Below are 15,006 nucleotides of genomic sequence, written 5' to 3' on the forward strand. Positions count from 1 at the left end.
CCCAGCAGGCCCAAAACACCTCAGCTTCCCAAACTGAGAGCGCGAGTTCGATGTGGAGGCACCACCAGGAGAGCCGCCATGCTGAGCGACGAAAGCATCCGCAGCTTCTGGTGCGAATGCTGGGTGGAAGACTTGTCACCCAAGGGCCGACCAACACTCACGACATCCTTCGGCGCATACTCAGCAGCCCAGGCCGATGATTAGCTCTCGATCGTCCTGCGAAACATCAATACGGAGCTCAACCTGAGCGTTCCGCGAAGGCTTGGGAGCGGAACTACGAGGGCCGGATCGACACGCGACGAGCACTACTCCGAGCCATGCACGACATCGATCGCTGACGCCAGCACCCGCATCACATGGGTGATCCGGCCAGTGCTTTTCCTCCCACTCGCAGGCCGCTGCGAAGGGAAAACCGACTCCGGGACACCGCCTCCAACGTGGCCATCCTCCGGGTCCTGCCCGACCTGTTCCGCGAGGCGCGGACGCTGGCCGAGGTGTCGGAGGGGCACGAGCGCGAGGAGGCGTACGCCATCTACGCGGTGTGCTGCAAGTTCGCCCATACCGCCGCCCACTCCCTCGGCCACCCCGAGCTGGTGGCGATGGCCTGCGAGCGGGCCGCCTGGTCGGCACGCCTTTCCGGGGATCCCGTGCTGCCGGCGGTCGCGGACTGGATGCGGGTGCGGGACATGTGAGCCACGGCCGACTGGGCGGACGCGCTGACGCTCTCGGACAAGGCGATCGGGGCGGTGCAGCTTGCGTACGAGCACGGCGAGCCGCTGGCCGTACGGGCGCCGGGGCGCCGGTGTACGACCGGCACTCGCTGACGTTCTCCGCCGGGAACGTTCAGATCCACGCGATCAGCGTCGCCCTGGAGGAGCGCGAGCAGGGCAAGGCCCTGGAGATCAACCGCCGCACCAGCCCCGCCCTGGTCGGTGCCCTGCCCAACTCCCGTCAAGGGCACCACCACATGGACATCGCGCGCGCGTGGCTGTGGGACGGCAACCGGGACAAGGCCCTCAGCGAGCTGGAGACCGCCGAGCGGATCGCGCCCCAGCTCGTACGGAACCATCCCATCGCCCGTTCCACGCTCCGCAGCATCGTCTACGCCGAACGGGCAGCCACGCGAGAGAAGTTGCGGCGCATGTCCGACCGCTTCCACCTGGACGGATAGGGGTCGTGTTCCTCCGGCGCATACGGAAGCGGAGTCTTTGGCCTTGGTTCGGCCAGGACCGTACGCGGCGATGCGGACGGACGACCTTCCCGCACGCCCGGCTCACGGGCGAGCGCGTCGACCCGTTCGGCAGTCGTTGCCGGACCGGTAGCTTCCCCTAAAGCGGCCGCATCGAACTATACGTTGCCACTCCCACCGCCGAGCCTGCCGCTCGCACGTTGCATGAAGCTCTCGAACGCAGCCTCCGCATCACTGAGGCTCATCAATGACGCAAAGTTGCGGGCCGCGGCATTGGACACCGCTTCGTCGTTGCCCCGGCCCCAGGCGTACATGTGGGGTCCGACCGCCTGGACAGCCTGCTTGGCGGCTTCCAGCACTGGGAGCGACGGGGCATCTCCACCGTCCAGAAGCGAGATCCGACGATGCCGCAGTTCAAGATCGCGACACAGGGACTCCGAGCGATAGACCATGTCCCGGTACTCATCGAAGCTCCTCACGGTCCATAGCGAGGTCGCCACCCGCAGGATCTGCCCTTGGAGGTCTTCCCACACGGTGCAGAAGCCCTCGTAAGCCTGGTACCGCTCCGAGAGTAGCGCTGAGGTGCTGGCTGTGATCCTTAGTTGCTGGATGTCTCGCGCCTGCACCACCGGTCCGTGCACGGTCGAGCTATCGAGCCCGTTGGCCACGGCAACCGTCGCGTGCTGAACGGACGGCTGTTCTCTACGAGGTGAGTCCACGCCGGGATGTTAAGGCCCCATACGAAATCACGCCTGAGTACTACCCCAACCTCTTTCAGGAGGCACCCCGAAGCTGAGCGAACCCACACTGCCGGCCTGGACCACGGGACCATGCTGCACACTCCCACTGATCGTGTTGTGCACCTCCGCAACCTGTTGATCGCCTCGCCTGGGAGCAAGTTCATCGAGCACTGACTGAAGTTCAGAAGCAGCAGCCGGATTGGCCATCAAGGTACGTCGCAGCCGTGTGCGCCATTCCGCCTCGACGTCCAAGACCATCTGCTCGTCACCGGCCTCCAACGCCGCCGTGAGCTCTCCGCGCGAGGTCTCCAGCTCGCCTTCGATCACGACTCCTTCGCCACCGTCGCGACGCGCAAAGAACAAGGCGATCCGATCACGAGCCTGTGCCCAAGAGTCAGTCGCCATCTGCTGAACGAATGCCGTTGCACCCGCGGCAGCGAGTGCCATCAACTCTGCTTCCATCCATCCCCCTTACTAGCAGTCGAGTCGGCCACCGCACCCATGGCGCTCGACGATCAAAGACCGACAGCTACCGTACGTCGCACGCCCCCAACATGTACGAGCGCCTCTGGCGACCGTGGCGCCTCCCCGCGCAGGTGGCGCCTCCCTGCGCCCGCCGCGCCTCGTACCTGAATCGCGAGAGCCGGCCTGGTAGCCGCACGCGATCCGAGGCGGCATCACTTACGCGACCACCTCAGGGGACGAGTCAACGCTCATAGGTGGACAGCAACCCGATTCCCGCCAGACAGGCCGGAATAAGGGCTGACCAGACCCCGCCTTCGGTTCTGGCCCACAAAACTCCCGACGGAATCGCGATGAGGAGAACAGACCAGCAAAGACGCCGGAACCTCCTCCGCGAACGGACGAGCCGAGCAGTTGCAACCTCGCGCCGCCGCCTCTGCGCGTCCTCGGCCGCCCATTCGTCCTGCGTGCGCTCCCGAAGGCGCGCTAGGAACGCAGCATGGTCAGCGTCGTGCGCCCCGGCGGGTGGCGCAACGTTCAAGTTGAGGTCCCCGTGGACAGCGCCCGCCTACACGACAGGGCCTTCAACGCGGCCGCTCAACTCGTTCCGCACATATGGCCGTTCACCCATTCGCCGAAGATACGCGATCAGTTCAGTAGATCACCATTGGACTGCGCCTGCCTTTGTCTGGTGGGGCCCACCAGGTGACTCCGCAGTCCGCTGGACGGACTTGCCCCACCACAGTCCCACCCGCGAGCCCCCACGGACATCCGCAACGCGTATCGGCCGCTCGAACAGTCTGATTGAGTCCGTCCACAGAAGTTGGGGGACTTCCATAGTCATCAACTTCTAGGACCTAGACTGCTGGAGGAGCTTCCCAAGCCCAGAACGCAGGCTCGATTCCCGTCGCCCACTCAGACGAGAGGGCTCAGGTCGCCCGTCTGGGGGTTCGTCGGTGTCTGTATTTCTCGGACTTCACCATGCCTGACTCACGAGTCGACGAGTGCGTACGGCCTGCTGCCCGCGTCCCGGGCGAAAAGCCAAGCGAACACGAGGAGCGGGGCGTAAATCACTGCAAGGAAGATGCTGCCCACGGCCACCGTCACACGATCCGATCGGCTGTACCGGTGCTGGGTCCAGCTCAGCACCCAGAGGCCGAGAGCAGCAAGGAGTCCGACCAAGAACAGCGCCGACCACACTTGGTCGCTCTGCACCGAGAGCGCGAAGGACAGCACTACAGTCGACGGACCACGCCACTCCATCGTCTGCCCAAGGTCCCAGCCGAGCTGCCCCGGCCTTGGCAGTACCAGCAATCCCACCATCAGCAAGATCTGTGCCACACCACCGACCAGCCCGGCACGCTCGGCAATCCAGCTCGCGGGGGATTCCGTCCAGCTTGACGGGACCGCCAGCGCATCGCAGACGGTGGCCATCCCGTCGAGCGGTGTACCCCAGCGACGGGCTCCGACGATGGTCGCGAGTGCCGCGAGAGAGGCCAGCGTCCGATACAGCGTCGCCACGACCTTCAGCGAACGCACCTCCTTGATCACGTTGTTTACCGTGCTCGACGGATTCGACATGAACACATCTCGGACCGACTGCGCCTGCACGACGGGACCCTCGACGTGACCGCTCAGACCATTGACAACGGATCGATACTCGCCCATGCGCTGGAACCTACGTCCACGTTGAGAGCGCCGCCACCAAGACCTCAAAAGCGAATCTGGACGCATCACGCAGCACACCAAGCCGCACCGGGCGGCCCCGCATGGGCCTGCTCACGGCAGCAACCTCGCAGCGCGGATCTGCGGCTTGGGCGGTGAGGTCGGCCGACAGCCACTTCGTCGATCGTCACGGCTCGGGCCGGTGCAGGCATCCCTACAGATCCATCCAGCTCGTGGTCGCGGACAACGGCGTGCCGCCATGCGTGCCCCGCTTCAGGAGGCCACCGGCTTCACGTGCTCCAGCCGTGCCCTTTGGAGCGGCGAACAGCGGTCAGAACCGGCACCCAGAGGCAGTCGCGCCAAAGGCCAAAAGGGGGTAGGAAACTGCAGGTCAGAAGCCATGCGGGGCAGGCATGCGCCATAGATTCCCAAGCTCAGCGCTCCGAGTCGCTAGGCTCAGGGCTGGGCGTATAGCGCTCGCCGTCGTCGCCGACGAGGTTCACCGCCAGCTCTACTGCCAGGTCCGCCAAGGCCATCCTGTCGATTCGGGAGCATGCGCGCCGGACAAGGTGATCAGACCGGCTTCCCGTAAAAGCCGACAATCTCATCTCCCGGGTTGCCCCGGGAGGACAAAGGCTGCGGGCTACTGTGTGCCAGATTGAGGTACCCCTCGGCCATCGCGTCCGCCGGATGGCCCGGCCCCAGGCAGACAGCCGAGAGGGCCCACGGCCGGTGAGCGTGGGCCCTCTCGGTGGAGTGAGCGAAGAGTGCTGTGGGCTGGGGCTACAGCACCGGCAGGTTCTTGCGGAGCTCGAAGGCCGTGACCTCGCTGCGGTACTCCTCCCACTCCTGCTTCTTGTTGCGCAGGAAGAAGTCGTAGACGTGCTCGCCGAGCGTCTCGGCGACCAGTTCGGACTTCTCCATGAGCGCGATGGCCTCGCCGAGGTTCTGCGGGAGCGGCTCGATGCCCAGGGCGCGGCGTTCGGCGTCGCGCAGTGCCCATACGTCGTCGTCCGCGCCCGGCGGGAGTTCGTAGCCCTCCTCGATGCCCTTCAGGCCGGCGGCGAGCAGCACCGCGTAGGTGAGGTAGGGGTTGGCGCCGGAGTCGATCGAGCGGACCTCGACCCGGGCCGAGCCGGTCTTGCCCGGCTTGTACATCGGGACGCGGATCAGGGCCGAGCGGTTGTTGTGGCCCCAGCAGATGTACGAGGGGGCCTCGCCGCCCGCGCCCGCGGTGCGCTCGGAGCCGCCCCAGATGCGCTTGTAGGAGTTCACCCACTGGTTGGTGACGGCCGAGATCTCCGCGGCGTGCCGCAGCAGGCCCGCGATGAAGGAGCGGCCGACCTTGGAGAGCTGGTACTCGGCACCCGACTCGTAGAACGCGTTGCGGTCGCCCTCGAAGAGGGAGAGGTGCGTGTGCATGCCCGAGCCCGGGTGTTCGGAGAACGGTTTCGGCATAAAGGTGGCCTGGACGCCCTGTTCGAGCGCGACCTGCTTCATGACCAGGCGGAACGTCATGATGTTGTCGGCCGTGGAGAGCGCGTCGGCGTAGCGGAGGTCGATCTCCTGCTGGCCGGGGGCGCCCTCGTGGTGGCTGAACTCCACCGAGATGCCCATGGATTCGAGCATGGTGATGGCCTGGCGGCGGAAGTCCATGCCCACGTTCTGCGGGGTGTGGTCGAAGTAGCCGGAGTTGTCGGCGGGGGTGGGCCGCGAGCCGTCCAGCGGCTTGTCCTTCAGGAGGAAGAACTCGATCTCCGGGTGGGTGTAGAAGGTGAAGCCCAGGTCGGAGGTCTTGGCGAGGGCCCTCTTCAGTACGTAGCGGGGGTCCGCGAAGGACGGGGAGCCGTCCGGCATCAGGATGTCGCAGAACATGCGGGCCGTGCCCGGGGCCTCCGCGCGCCAGGGCAGCACCTGGAAGGTGGAGGGGTCCGGCTTGGCGATCATGTCCGACTCGTACACCCGGGCGAAGCCCTCGATGGCCGAACCGTCGAAGCCGATGCCCTCATCGAAAGCCTGTTCCAGCTCGGCCGGGGCCACTGCCACCGACTTCAGGAAGCCGAGGACGTCCGTGAACCACAGGCGCACGAACCGGATGTCGCGCTCCTCCAACGTACGGAGCACGAATTCCTGCTGCTTGTTCATCTTCCGCTTCCACCCATCCTTGCTGGTCAGGCCACCTGCATGCGCGCCCCGGGGCACACCGGGCACACGAGCATCCCACTCCTTGGTTTCGCGCGCGTTGCGGACCCCGTGCCGCGGTGTCCGAACCGCGCCGGTGGCCGCTTCGCCGCTGCGTGCCGCTTGTCGCTCTGTGCCCATAGTGCCTGCTCCACCGCGCGGCCGTAACGGCGGCAGGCGCAGGCCCCCGGCGACTATAAGTTGCATCTGAGATGTTAATTTGAGTCCCGAAACAGACAAGGGAGGCGCAATCCTCCCGTACCGCGTCCTGCCCATCGGCGCTCATCGACGCCCACCGGCGTCCATCGGTGTCCGTCGGTGTCCGTCGGCGTCCATCGGCGTGAGGAGCCCACGTTGCTGTCAGAACAGTCGGCCGCGACCGTCCGTGCCACGCTTCCCGTCGTCGGAGCCGCCATCGGTGAGATCACCGAGCGGTTCTACACACGGCTCTTCGCAGCCCATCCGGAGCTGCTCCGTGACCTCTTCAACCGCGGCAACCAGGCCGCGGGCACCCAGCGGCAGGCCCTGGCCGGCTCCATCGCCGCCTTCGCGGTCCACCTGGTCGAGCACCCCGACGAGCGGCCCGACGTCATGCTGAACCGCATCGCGCACAAGCACGCCTCGCTCGGCGTGGCCCCCGACCAGTACGGGACGGTGCATCGGCACCTCTTCGCCGCCATCGCCGAGGTGCTCGGCGACGCGGTCACGCCCGAGGTCGCCGCCGCCTGGGACGACGTCTACTGGCTCATGGCCAACGCCCTCATCGCCATCGAGGCCCGGCTCTACGCCGAACAGGGCGTCACCGCGGGCGACGACACCTGGCGCGAGTGGGAGGTCGTGGACCGCGTCGAGGAGACCGCCGACGTCGCCACGTTCCGGCTGCGGCCCGCCGACGGGGCGCCGGCACCGGGCTTCCGCGCGGGGCAGTACGTGTCCGTGCAGGTGCAACTCGGGGACGGGGCGCGGCAGATACGGCAGTACAGCTTGTCGGGTGGGGCGGGGGCTGAGTGTGGGGCTGGGCCTGGGGGTGGCTCTGGGGTGTGGCAGATCAGTGTGAAGCGGGTGCCGGGGGGTGCGGGGGCGCCTGAGGGTGAGGTCTCGAACCACCTGCACGCGCGCGTGCGTGAAGGAGACGTCCTGCGCGTCTCCCCGCCGTACGGGGATCTCGTCCTCGACGAGACCGACACGGACGTTCCGCTGCTGCTCGCCTCCGCCGGCATCGGCGTCACCCCGATGATCGCCCTGCTGGAGCAGCTCGCCGCCACCGGACACCGCGCACCGGTCACCGTCGTGCACGCCGACCGCTCCCCCGCCGAGCACGCGCTGCGCGCCGACCACGAGGCGTACACCGGCAAACTCCCGGACGCCACCGCGCACTTCTTCTACGAGCGGCCCGAGGCAGGTCACCCTGCGGAGCTCACGGGGCGCGTCGATCTGGCCGCACTTCCCTCGGTCGCGCCGGGCACGCGCGCGTACCTGTGCGGGCCGCTGCCGTTCATGCGGACGGTACGTTCCCAGCTGATCGCGCGCGGTGTCGCCGCCGCGGACATCCACTACGAGGTGTTCGGGCCTGATCTGTGGCTGGCGGCGCAGGGCTGAGTAGACGTGGGGGGTCAGATGTCGTCGCGGGGTGACTCGGGGGTCGCGTCGCGGGTTGTGATGCCGATGAGCAGCGGGCCCGTCGGGGCGGCCACGATGTCCGCCACCGTGAGCGCGTCCAGCGAGGCGTAGAAGGCCTCCTGCGCCCTGCGCAGCGCGTCCCGCAGGCGGCACGCCGAGTTCAGCGGGCACGGCGTGCCGCCGCCCTCGCAGTCCACCACGTCGCCCGTGCCCTCGAAGGCCCGCACCAGCGCGCCGACCGACGCCGTGCGGCCCGCCTCCGTCAGTGTGAGGCCGCCTCCCCTGCCCCTGCGGGCCGCCAGCAGGCCCATCTTCTGGAGCTCGGCGACGACCTTCGCCTCGTGGGTGTACGGCACCGCCATGTCGGCGGCCACCTCGCGCGTCGTGGGAGCCGCTCCGGTCGCCACGGCCAGGCGCATGAGGGTGCGCAGCGCCAGGTCGGTGGATCTCATGAGCCGCATGTCCCCGAGCGTAGGTAATGCGCATCCGTGGCTCAAATTTTGCGCCCGGACGCCCTGTGGTAGCGGCCCTTCCTCGCACTACGATCAGCGGACTCGTTCGTCGTCCAGTTCGGCCCTTTCCGCAGAAGGACACATCATGGGTTCCGCCAAGAACACGAGCAACGCTTCCCGCAAGGCCCGGATAGAGGAGATGCGCCGGGCGGACCGTGCGCGTGACCGGCGGGGGCGGGCCCTGACGATCACCCTCAGCGCGGTCCTCGTCGCGGCGCTCGGCGTGGGCGGCTTCTTCCTCTTCGACAAGGCGTCCGACGACTCGGGCTCGAAGGACGACGCGAAGGGCTGGCCGAAGTACAAGGTCTCCGCCGACGGCGAGAAGGTCTGGGGCAAACTCGGCCGTACGCACGTCACGAAGAAGGTCGACTACCCCATGACGCCGCCCGTCGGCGGGGACCACAACCAGGTGTGGATGAACTGCAACGGCGACGTCTACAAGAAGGAGATCCCGGAGGTGAACGCCGTGCACTCCCTTGAGCACGGTGCCGTCTGGGTCACGTACAACGACAAGGCGAAGCCGGCCGACCTGAAGAAGCTCGAGGCGAAGGTCAAGGCCACGCCGTACTCGTTGATGAGCCCGGTCAAGGACCAGAAGGACCCCGTCATGCTGACCGCGTGGGCACACCAGCGGACGGTCTCGGGCGCGGACGACCCGAAGGTCAAGGAGTTCTTCTCCAAGTACGTCCAGGGCAAGCAGACGCCGGAGCCGGGTGCGGCCTGCACGAGCGGGCTGGCGCAGTGAGGCGGCGTACCAACTGGCTCGTCGGGGGCGTCGTCGCCGCGGTCGTCGCCGGCGGCGGCATCACGGCGGCGGTCGCCGCCACGGACTCCTCCGACTCGGGGAGCACGCCCGCGAGTTCGTCGGCCGACGCGGGGTTCGCGCGGGACATGGCCGTCCACCACCAGCAGGCGGTGGAGATGTCGTACATCGTGCGGGACCGGACCGACGACGAGGAGGTGCGGCGCCTCGCGTACGACATCGCGCAGACCCAGGCCAACCAGCGCGGGATGCTGCTCGGGTGGCTGGACCTGTGGGAGCTGCCGAAGGTTCCGGACGGGGCTCCCATGGAGTGGATGGGCATGGGGGACATGCCGCCCGGCAAGGACGGGGCGCTGATGCCCGGGATGGCTACGGGGGCGGAGCTCGAACGGCTGGGGAAGCTGAGCGGCAAGAAGGCGGAGGTGCTGTATCTGCAACTGATGACACGGCACCACAAGGGTGGGGTGCATATGGCGCAGGGGTGCGTGGACCGGTGCGAGGTTTCCGCGGAGCGGAGGCTGGCTCGGGGGATGGTGGAGTCGCAGGAGTCGGAGATCTCGCTGATGTCTACGCTGCTGAAGGCGCGGGGCGCTAAGCCGTAGCGCTGGCGCTGTGCCTGGGCGGTACGCCGGGGGCCCGTCTGTGGGGCGGGGCCGCGGGGGTATGTGCGTACTCGCCATCCCTGCGCCACGCCTCAAGTCCAAAGACGCCACAGCGCGCTCAGTGCTCCGTTCGCACATACCCCCACGTCCCCTCGCGAGCGCGAGCGGCTGCCGGGCCGGTGGGGCTTCCCCGCCTTCGCTCCCCTGCCCGGCAGCTGCGGCCCGGCGGGGGTACCCCGCCTTTTGCCCCCTGCGCGGCAGCTGCGCCCCGGGGCAAACCCCACCCGCCCCAACCCCCGCAGGACGCCACGGGGCAGACCCACCCACCCGCCCCTACTCCCGCTGGACGGCGCGGGGCAAACGGGTGGGTGGGTGGGGAGCATCCGCCGCGGAGCGGCGGGCTTGGGGCTCCTACTCCGGCGGGATGGCGCAGGGGAGACGGGAGGTGCTCGAGGCCCAGGGGCCAGGTCAGGTCAGGCCAGGCGGGCCAAGTCCTCCCGCACGAGGACCCCCCGGAGCCGCGCTCCGGCGACGTAACGTTCGACCTCGGAGACCGCGTACTCCCCGAGCCTCCGCACCTCACTCCCCTGCGCCCCCGCGACATGCGGGGTCACCAGCACATTGGGCAGCCGCAGGAGCACGTGGTCCGCCGGCAGCGGCTCAGGATCCGTGACGTCGAGGAACGCGTCCAGGCGCCCCGCCCCGCACTCCCGCGCCAGCGCCTCCGTGTCGACCAGTGACCCCCGCGCCGTATTGATGACGACCCCGCCGTCCGGGATGCGCTTCAGCATGTCGGCGTTCAGGAGGCCCCGGGTCTCCGGGAGTTGCGGCGCGTGGACCGTGACGATGCTGCTGCGCTCGCACAGGGCGGGCAGGTCCACCAGCTCGGCGCCCAGTTCCGCCGCCTCGGCGCGGCTCACATAGGGATCCGTGAGCAGGACGCGGAAGCCCGCGTCAGACCCCCGCAGCGCCGCGATCACCCGGCGGCCGATCCGGGACGCGCCGATGACGCCGATGGTGCGTGCGTCCGCCCCGGTGCGGTCGGTGAAGGGCGGCCACCCGGACGCGTACCCCGCCGCGGCCGACAGCGCCCCCTTCGCCGCGAACGTGATCGCTGCGAGCGTGAAGGCCACCACCGGGTCCGCGTTGGCGTCCGCCGCCGAGGAGACGACGATGCCGCGGTCCCACACGGCCTCCGTCACCATCGGCTTGACGGAGCCCGCCGCGTGGACGACGGCGCGCAGGGCAGGTGCGGAGGCCAGGATCTCCGGGGTCAGGGGCGGACAGCCCCAGCCCGTGACCAGTACTTCCGCGACAGACAGGACGGTCACCGCCTCGGGTGCCGTGAGGGGGCCGGAGAGGAGCGGCTGGGTCAACCGGACGCTGCGGGCGAGTCGTTCACGTAGATCCGGTGTGAACACGCGCTCCGCGACCTCGACGCCCATGGCCAGCGCCGCGATGGGCGGACCGTCGCCGTTCCGTTCTCGCCGATCCGCCCGACCCGCCCGCTCTGCCTGATCTGCCACGCGTGACCGTCCCTCGTAGTAACCGGTTACCAACCAGCGTCTGGAGGCTAGGACCAATCCGGGAGAGTGGTCAAGAGACAGCGAGGCAAGGGGGGTTGACCGGGCGATGTAACCGCTTTAGATTCCGGGCACCTTATTCCGACGACGGAGGGGTTGCCGTGCCGACGGTGACGAAGGACCGGGCGGAAACCGGGGCGGTGAAGCCGCCCGGCAGGCGCGATACCAGGTCAGATGGCAAGAAATCGGTACGCGATACGGCGTGGAAGCGGTTTCAGCGCACGCGCTTCCTCGTGCTGCTCATGGCGCCCGGGCTCGCGTACTTCCTGGTCTTCCACTACGGCGCCTTCGTCGCCAACGCGGTGGCCTTCAAGGAGTACGTCCCCTTCGACGGCCTCTGGGCCAGCCCGTGGGTGGGCACGGAGAACTTCTCGCGGATGTTCGGGGATCCGGACTTCTGGCACGCGACGTGGAACACCCTGTTCATCGCCGTGCTGCAGCTGGTCTTCTTCTTCCCCGCGCCGCTCGCCCTCGCGCTGCTCCTGCACAGCCTGACCTCGGACCTGCTGCGTCGTTTCACGCAGTCCGTGATCTATCTGCCGCACTTCCTGTCGTGGGTCGTCGTCGTGGCGCTCTTCCAGCAAGTGCTGAGCGACACAGGCCTGTTGAACACGTTCCTGAGCGACTCGGGGCTGCACACCGTCGACATCATCGGCAACCCGGACGCGTACAAGGCGCTCGTCGTCGTGGAGGTGATCTGGAAGGACGCGGGGTGGGGGACCATCATCTTCCTCGCCGCGCTGATGCAGGTCGACGAGCAGTTGTACGAGGTGTCCGCCATCGACGGGGCCGGGCCCTGGCGGCGCTTCTGGCACGTCACGCTGCCCAGCATCCGGCCCATCATCATCTTGCTGCTGATCATGCGGCTCGGCGACATCCTCTCGGTCGGCTTCGAACAGATGCTGCTGCAACGGCAGTCGGTCGGCCCGGAGGTCGGCGAGGTGCTCGACACGTTCGTCTTCTGGCAGGGGATCGTCGGCGGCGACACCGGATACGCGGCGGCCGCGGGCCTGTTCAAGGGCGTCGTCGGCGCGGCGCTCGTCTTCACCGCCAACCGGATCGCCCACCGGCTCGGCGAGCAGGGGGTCTACAAGTGAGTACAGGACACGCCACCAGGCCCGCCTGGATGGAGAAGCCCCGGTTCGCCACCAAGGCCGCCAAGGCCGTCGCGGTCGCGGTCGTTCTCGCGCTCGTGCTCGTGCCGTTCCTCGTCATCGTCTCGACCTCGCTCGCCTCCAACCGGGAGGTCGTGGAGAACGGCGGCTGGGTGCTGTGGCCGGGCGATCCGACGCTGCGCGCCTACCGGACCATCCTCGACGGCGGCATCGTCACCAAGGCGCTCGGCGTGAGCGTCGGCCTCACGGTCGTGGGCACGCTCTTCTCGCTCGCGTGCACCACCTTCCTCGCGTACGCCCTGGCCCGCCCCGGTGTCTTCGGCGGCAAGCCGGTGCTGCTGCTCATCCTGTTCACGTTCCTCTTCCCGCCCGGCATGATCCCCGCCTTCCTGCTGGTCAAGGGCATGGGGATGATGGACACGTATGCCGCGCTGATCGCCCCCGTGCTGATCAACGTCTTCAATCTGATCGTGCTGCGCGGCTTCTTCCAGGGGATACCCGAGGAGTTGTACGAGGCCGCACGGCTCGACGGCGCCGGGGACTGGCACATCCTGTGGCGGATCGCGCTCCCGCTGTCCAAGGCGGCCCTCGCCGTGGTCTCCCTCTTCTACGCCGTGAGCTATTGGAACGCCTGGTTCCATGCCTCCATCTACATGGAGTCCGGCCACTGGCCGCTGTCGCAGGTGCTGCGTACGTACGTCATCGGCGGCTCCCAGATCGCCGACACCGGGCTGAGCGAGGCCGGCCAGGTCTCCGCCCCGCAGACGACGCAGATGGCCGTCCTGGTGATCGCCACCGTGCCGATCCTGCTCGTCTACCCCTTCCTGCAGAAGTACTTCACCAAGGGCGTGCTCACCGGCGCCATCAAGAGCTGATACCTCGCCCCGTTGCCAACTCGTCCAGAAGGGCCCATCCACGTGTCCGGTTCCTCGATGTCGCGGCGTACCGTGCTCCGCTCCATAGCCGTCGGCGGCGCCGCCCTGGCCGCCCCGTCCGTCCTCACCGCCTGCTCGACCGGCTCCGACGGCGGCGGCAACGTCGCCAACGCTGGCAAGAAGGCGGCGCCCTGGCCGACGTACACGCCGGCGAAGGGCCCCACCCCCGATCTCGCGCCGACCGCCGAGGGCGTCCAGCCCGGGTACACGAAGTACCCCCAGAAGCTGGTGCGGGCGACGAGCGAGAAGCCGGGCACCGGCAAGCAGAAGATCAAGGTCATGACCATCACCTACGGCACGCCGCCGAAGCCGGTCGGCCGCAACGAGTACTGGCAGGCCGTCAACGAAGCCCTGGGCGTCGAGGTCGAGTTCACCGTCGTGCCGGACGCGGACTTCCGCGCCAAGATGTCCACCCTCATGTCCGGCGACGACCTGCCCGACATGATCAATTTCGGGGGCGGGTACGTCCTGCCGCGCGAGTCGCAGTTCGTGAAGTCGCGGTGCGCCGACCTGAGCGAGCACCTGTCGGGCGACGCGGTCAAGGACTATCCCAACCTCGCCAACATCCCCACGTACGCCTGGGAGGGCATGGGCCGCATCGCCGGGCGCATCTACGGACTGCCGATCGAACGCGCCAAGGTGCACGGCGCGATGTTCATCAACCGCGAGGCGTTCGACCGGGCCGGGTACGAGCCGGGGATGTCCGCGCCCGACTTCCGGGCGATGGCGAAAGAGGCCTCACAGGACAGGAAGTACGCCCTCGGCGCGTCCACGGTGGGCTTCTTCGGCTACATGTACCACGCGATGTGGCACGGCGCGCCCAACCAGTGGCAGATCAAGGACGGCAAGGTCACCGACATGTACGGGACCGACGCGTTCAAGGCCGCCCTCGAACACATGGCCGGGATGCGCAAGGCGGGCTCGTACAACCCGGACGCCACGTCGATCTCCCAGGTCGACCTGAAGACCCAGTTCTACAACGGCACCGTCCGCTCGATGACCGACGGCTGGGGCGCCGTCATCTCCAACGCCCAGGGCATCAAGGACGAGTTCACCCTCGACGTCGCCGAGCCCTACACGGTGGACGGCGCCACACCCGTCTACCAGCAGAACCGCGGCTGTTTCGGCTACACCGTCATCAAGAAGGCCTCCAAGGAGCGGGTGCGGCTGATGCTGCGGGTGCTCGACTGGCTGGCCTCGCCGTTCGGCTCGAAGGAGTACGAGCTGATGCACTACGGAGTGGAGGGCACCCACTTCGAGTACAACAAGGACGGCGATCCGGTCGCCACCGAGCTCGGCCTGATCGACTCCAGGACCAACCTGCCCTTCCCCTACCTCATGGACGCCCCGCAGCCGCTGTACTTCCCCGGCTTCCCCGACCTCACCGAGCGGCTGCACGCCTGGGAGAAGAAGGTCGTCCCGCTCCTCGTGCCCGACGACCACTGGGGCCTCATGTCGGACACGTACAACCGGCAGGGCGCCTCCATGCAGCAGATCATCGAGGACGGCGTGACCGCGATCGTCTCCGGCCGCAAGAAGCTCTCCGACTGGGACGGCGTCTACGACAAGTGGCGCTCCCAGGGCGGCAAGCGGGCCGCCGAGGAGTTCCTCGAGGAGTACGAGGCCGCGCACTGACCCG

General features: G+C 68.2%; 12 protein-coding genes and 1 pseudogene. 7 read left to right on the forward strand and 6 right to left on the reverse strand.

Annotated elements, in window-relative coordinates; translation table 11 throughout:
• Positions 1-404: 404 nt before the first annotated feature.
• A pseudogene (locus ACH4D5_RS00480) lies at positions 405-1,171 on the forward strand (transcriptional regulator); the annotation flags it as partial.
• A gap of 176 nt (positions 1,172-1,347) precedes the next feature.
• On the opposite strand, the gene ACH4D5_RS00485 reads toward ACH4D5_RS00480, so the two are convergent.
• From ACH4D5_RS00485 to ACH4D5_RS00500, 4 genes are all read right to left on the reverse strand, one after another.
• The gene (locus tag ACH4D5_RS00485; protein ID WP_398297057.1) at positions 1,348-1,908 is read right to left on the reverse strand and encodes a hypothetical protein; all 561 of its coding nucleotides are present in this window, start codon (positions 1,906-1,908) and stop codon (positions 1,348-1,350) included.
• Positions 1,909-1,935: 27 nt separating this feature from the next.
• On the reverse strand, positions 1,936-2,391 hold the full coding sequence (locus ACH4D5_RS00490) for a hypothetical protein (protein WP_398297059.1): 456 nt from the start codon (positions 2,389-2,391) through the stop codon (positions 1,936-1,938).
• A 990-nt stretch (positions 2,392-3,381) separates the two neighbouring features.
• A complete protein-coding gene (locus ACH4D5_RS00495) occupies positions 3,382-4,059 on the reverse strand; it encodes a hypothetical protein (protein WP_398297061.1) in 678 nt (225 codons plus the stop codon).
• A gap of 780 nt (positions 4,060-4,839) precedes the next feature.
• Positions 4,840-6,201 carry a glutamine synthetase family protein gene (locus ACH4D5_RS00500; protein ID WP_055564891.1) on the reverse strand — a complete coding sequence of 454 codons (1,362 nt, stop codon included), beginning with the start codon at positions 6,199-6,201 and terminating at the stop codon, positions 4,840-4,842.
• A gap of 390 nt (positions 6,202-6,591) precedes the next feature.
• Between ACH4D5_RS00500 and ACH4D5_RS00505 the strand changes: the two genes are divergently transcribed.
• The gene (locus ACH4D5_RS00505) at positions 6,592-7,836 is read left to right on the forward strand and encodes a globin domain-containing protein (RefSeq protein ID WP_398297063.1); all 1,245 of its coding nucleotides are present in this window, start codon (positions 6,592-6,594) and stop codon (positions 7,834-7,836) included.
• A 14-nt stretch (positions 7,837-7,850) separates the two neighbouring features.
• Here the strand turns inward: ACH4D5_RS00505 and ACH4D5_RS00510 are convergent, their stop codons facing one another.
• The gene (locus tag ACH4D5_RS00510) at positions 7,851-8,318 is read right to left on the reverse strand and encodes an RrF2 family transcriptional regulator (RefSeq protein ID WP_398297065.1); all 468 of its coding nucleotides are present in this window, start codon (positions 8,316-8,318) and stop codon (positions 7,851-7,853) included.
• A gap of 136 nt (positions 8,319-8,454) precedes the next feature.
• On the opposite strand from ACH4D5_RS00510, the gene ACH4D5_RS00515 reads away from it, so the two are divergent.
• A complete protein-coding gene (locus ACH4D5_RS00515; protein WP_398297067.1) occupies positions 8,455-9,114 on the forward strand; it encodes a DUF3105 domain-containing protein in 660 nt (219 codons plus the stop codon).
• Positions 9,111-9,734 carry a DUF305 domain-containing protein gene (locus tag ACH4D5_RS00520; RefSeq protein WP_398297069.1) on the forward strand — a complete coding sequence of 208 codons (624 nt, stop codon included), beginning with the start codon at positions 9,111-9,113 and terminating at the stop codon, positions 9,732-9,734. Before ACH4D5_RS00515 ends, ACH4D5_RS00520 begins: the two co-directional genes overlap by 4 nt.
• Positions 9,735-10,207: 473 nt before the next feature.
• Here ACH4D5_RS00520 and ACH4D5_RS00525 read toward each other — a convergent pair whose 3' ends face one another.
• Positions 10,208-11,179, reverse strand: a complete 972-nt coding sequence (locus ACH4D5_RS00525; protein ID WP_398298450.1) for a hydroxyacid dehydrogenase — start codon at positions 11,177-11,179, stop codon at positions 10,208-10,210.
• A 380-nt stretch (positions 11,180-11,559) separates the two neighbouring features.
• Here ACH4D5_RS00525 and ACH4D5_RS00530 point away from each other — a divergent pair, with 380 nt between their 5' ends.
• From ACH4D5_RS00530 to ACH4D5_RS00540, 3 genes are read left to right on the forward strand one after another with little or no spacing between them, the layout of a single operon-like run.
• Positions 11,560-12,414, forward strand: a complete 855-nt coding sequence (locus tag ACH4D5_RS00530) for an ABC transporter permease (protein ID WP_398298452.1) — start codon at positions 11,560-11,562, stop codon at positions 12,412-12,414.
• Positions 12,415-12,443: 29 nt separating this feature from the next.
• Positions 12,444-13,307, forward strand: a complete 864-nt coding sequence (locus ACH4D5_RS00535; protein WP_398298454.1) for a carbohydrate ABC transporter permease — start codon at positions 12,444-12,446, stop codon at positions 13,305-13,307.
• A gap of 57 nt (positions 13,308-13,364) precedes the next feature.
• Positions 13,365-15,002, forward strand: coding sequence for a sugar ABC transporter substrate-binding protein (locus tag ACH4D5_RS00540; protein ID WP_398297071.1), 1,638 nt, complete (start codon positions 13,365-13,367; stop codon positions 15,000-15,002).
• Positions 15,003-15,006: the final 4 nt, after the last annotated feature.

Origin of the sequence: Streptomyces sp. NPDC018029 (genome assembly GCF_044327655.1) — a bacterium.
GTDB lineage: Bacteria > Actinomycetota > Actinomycetes > Streptomycetales > Streptomycetaceae > Streptomyces.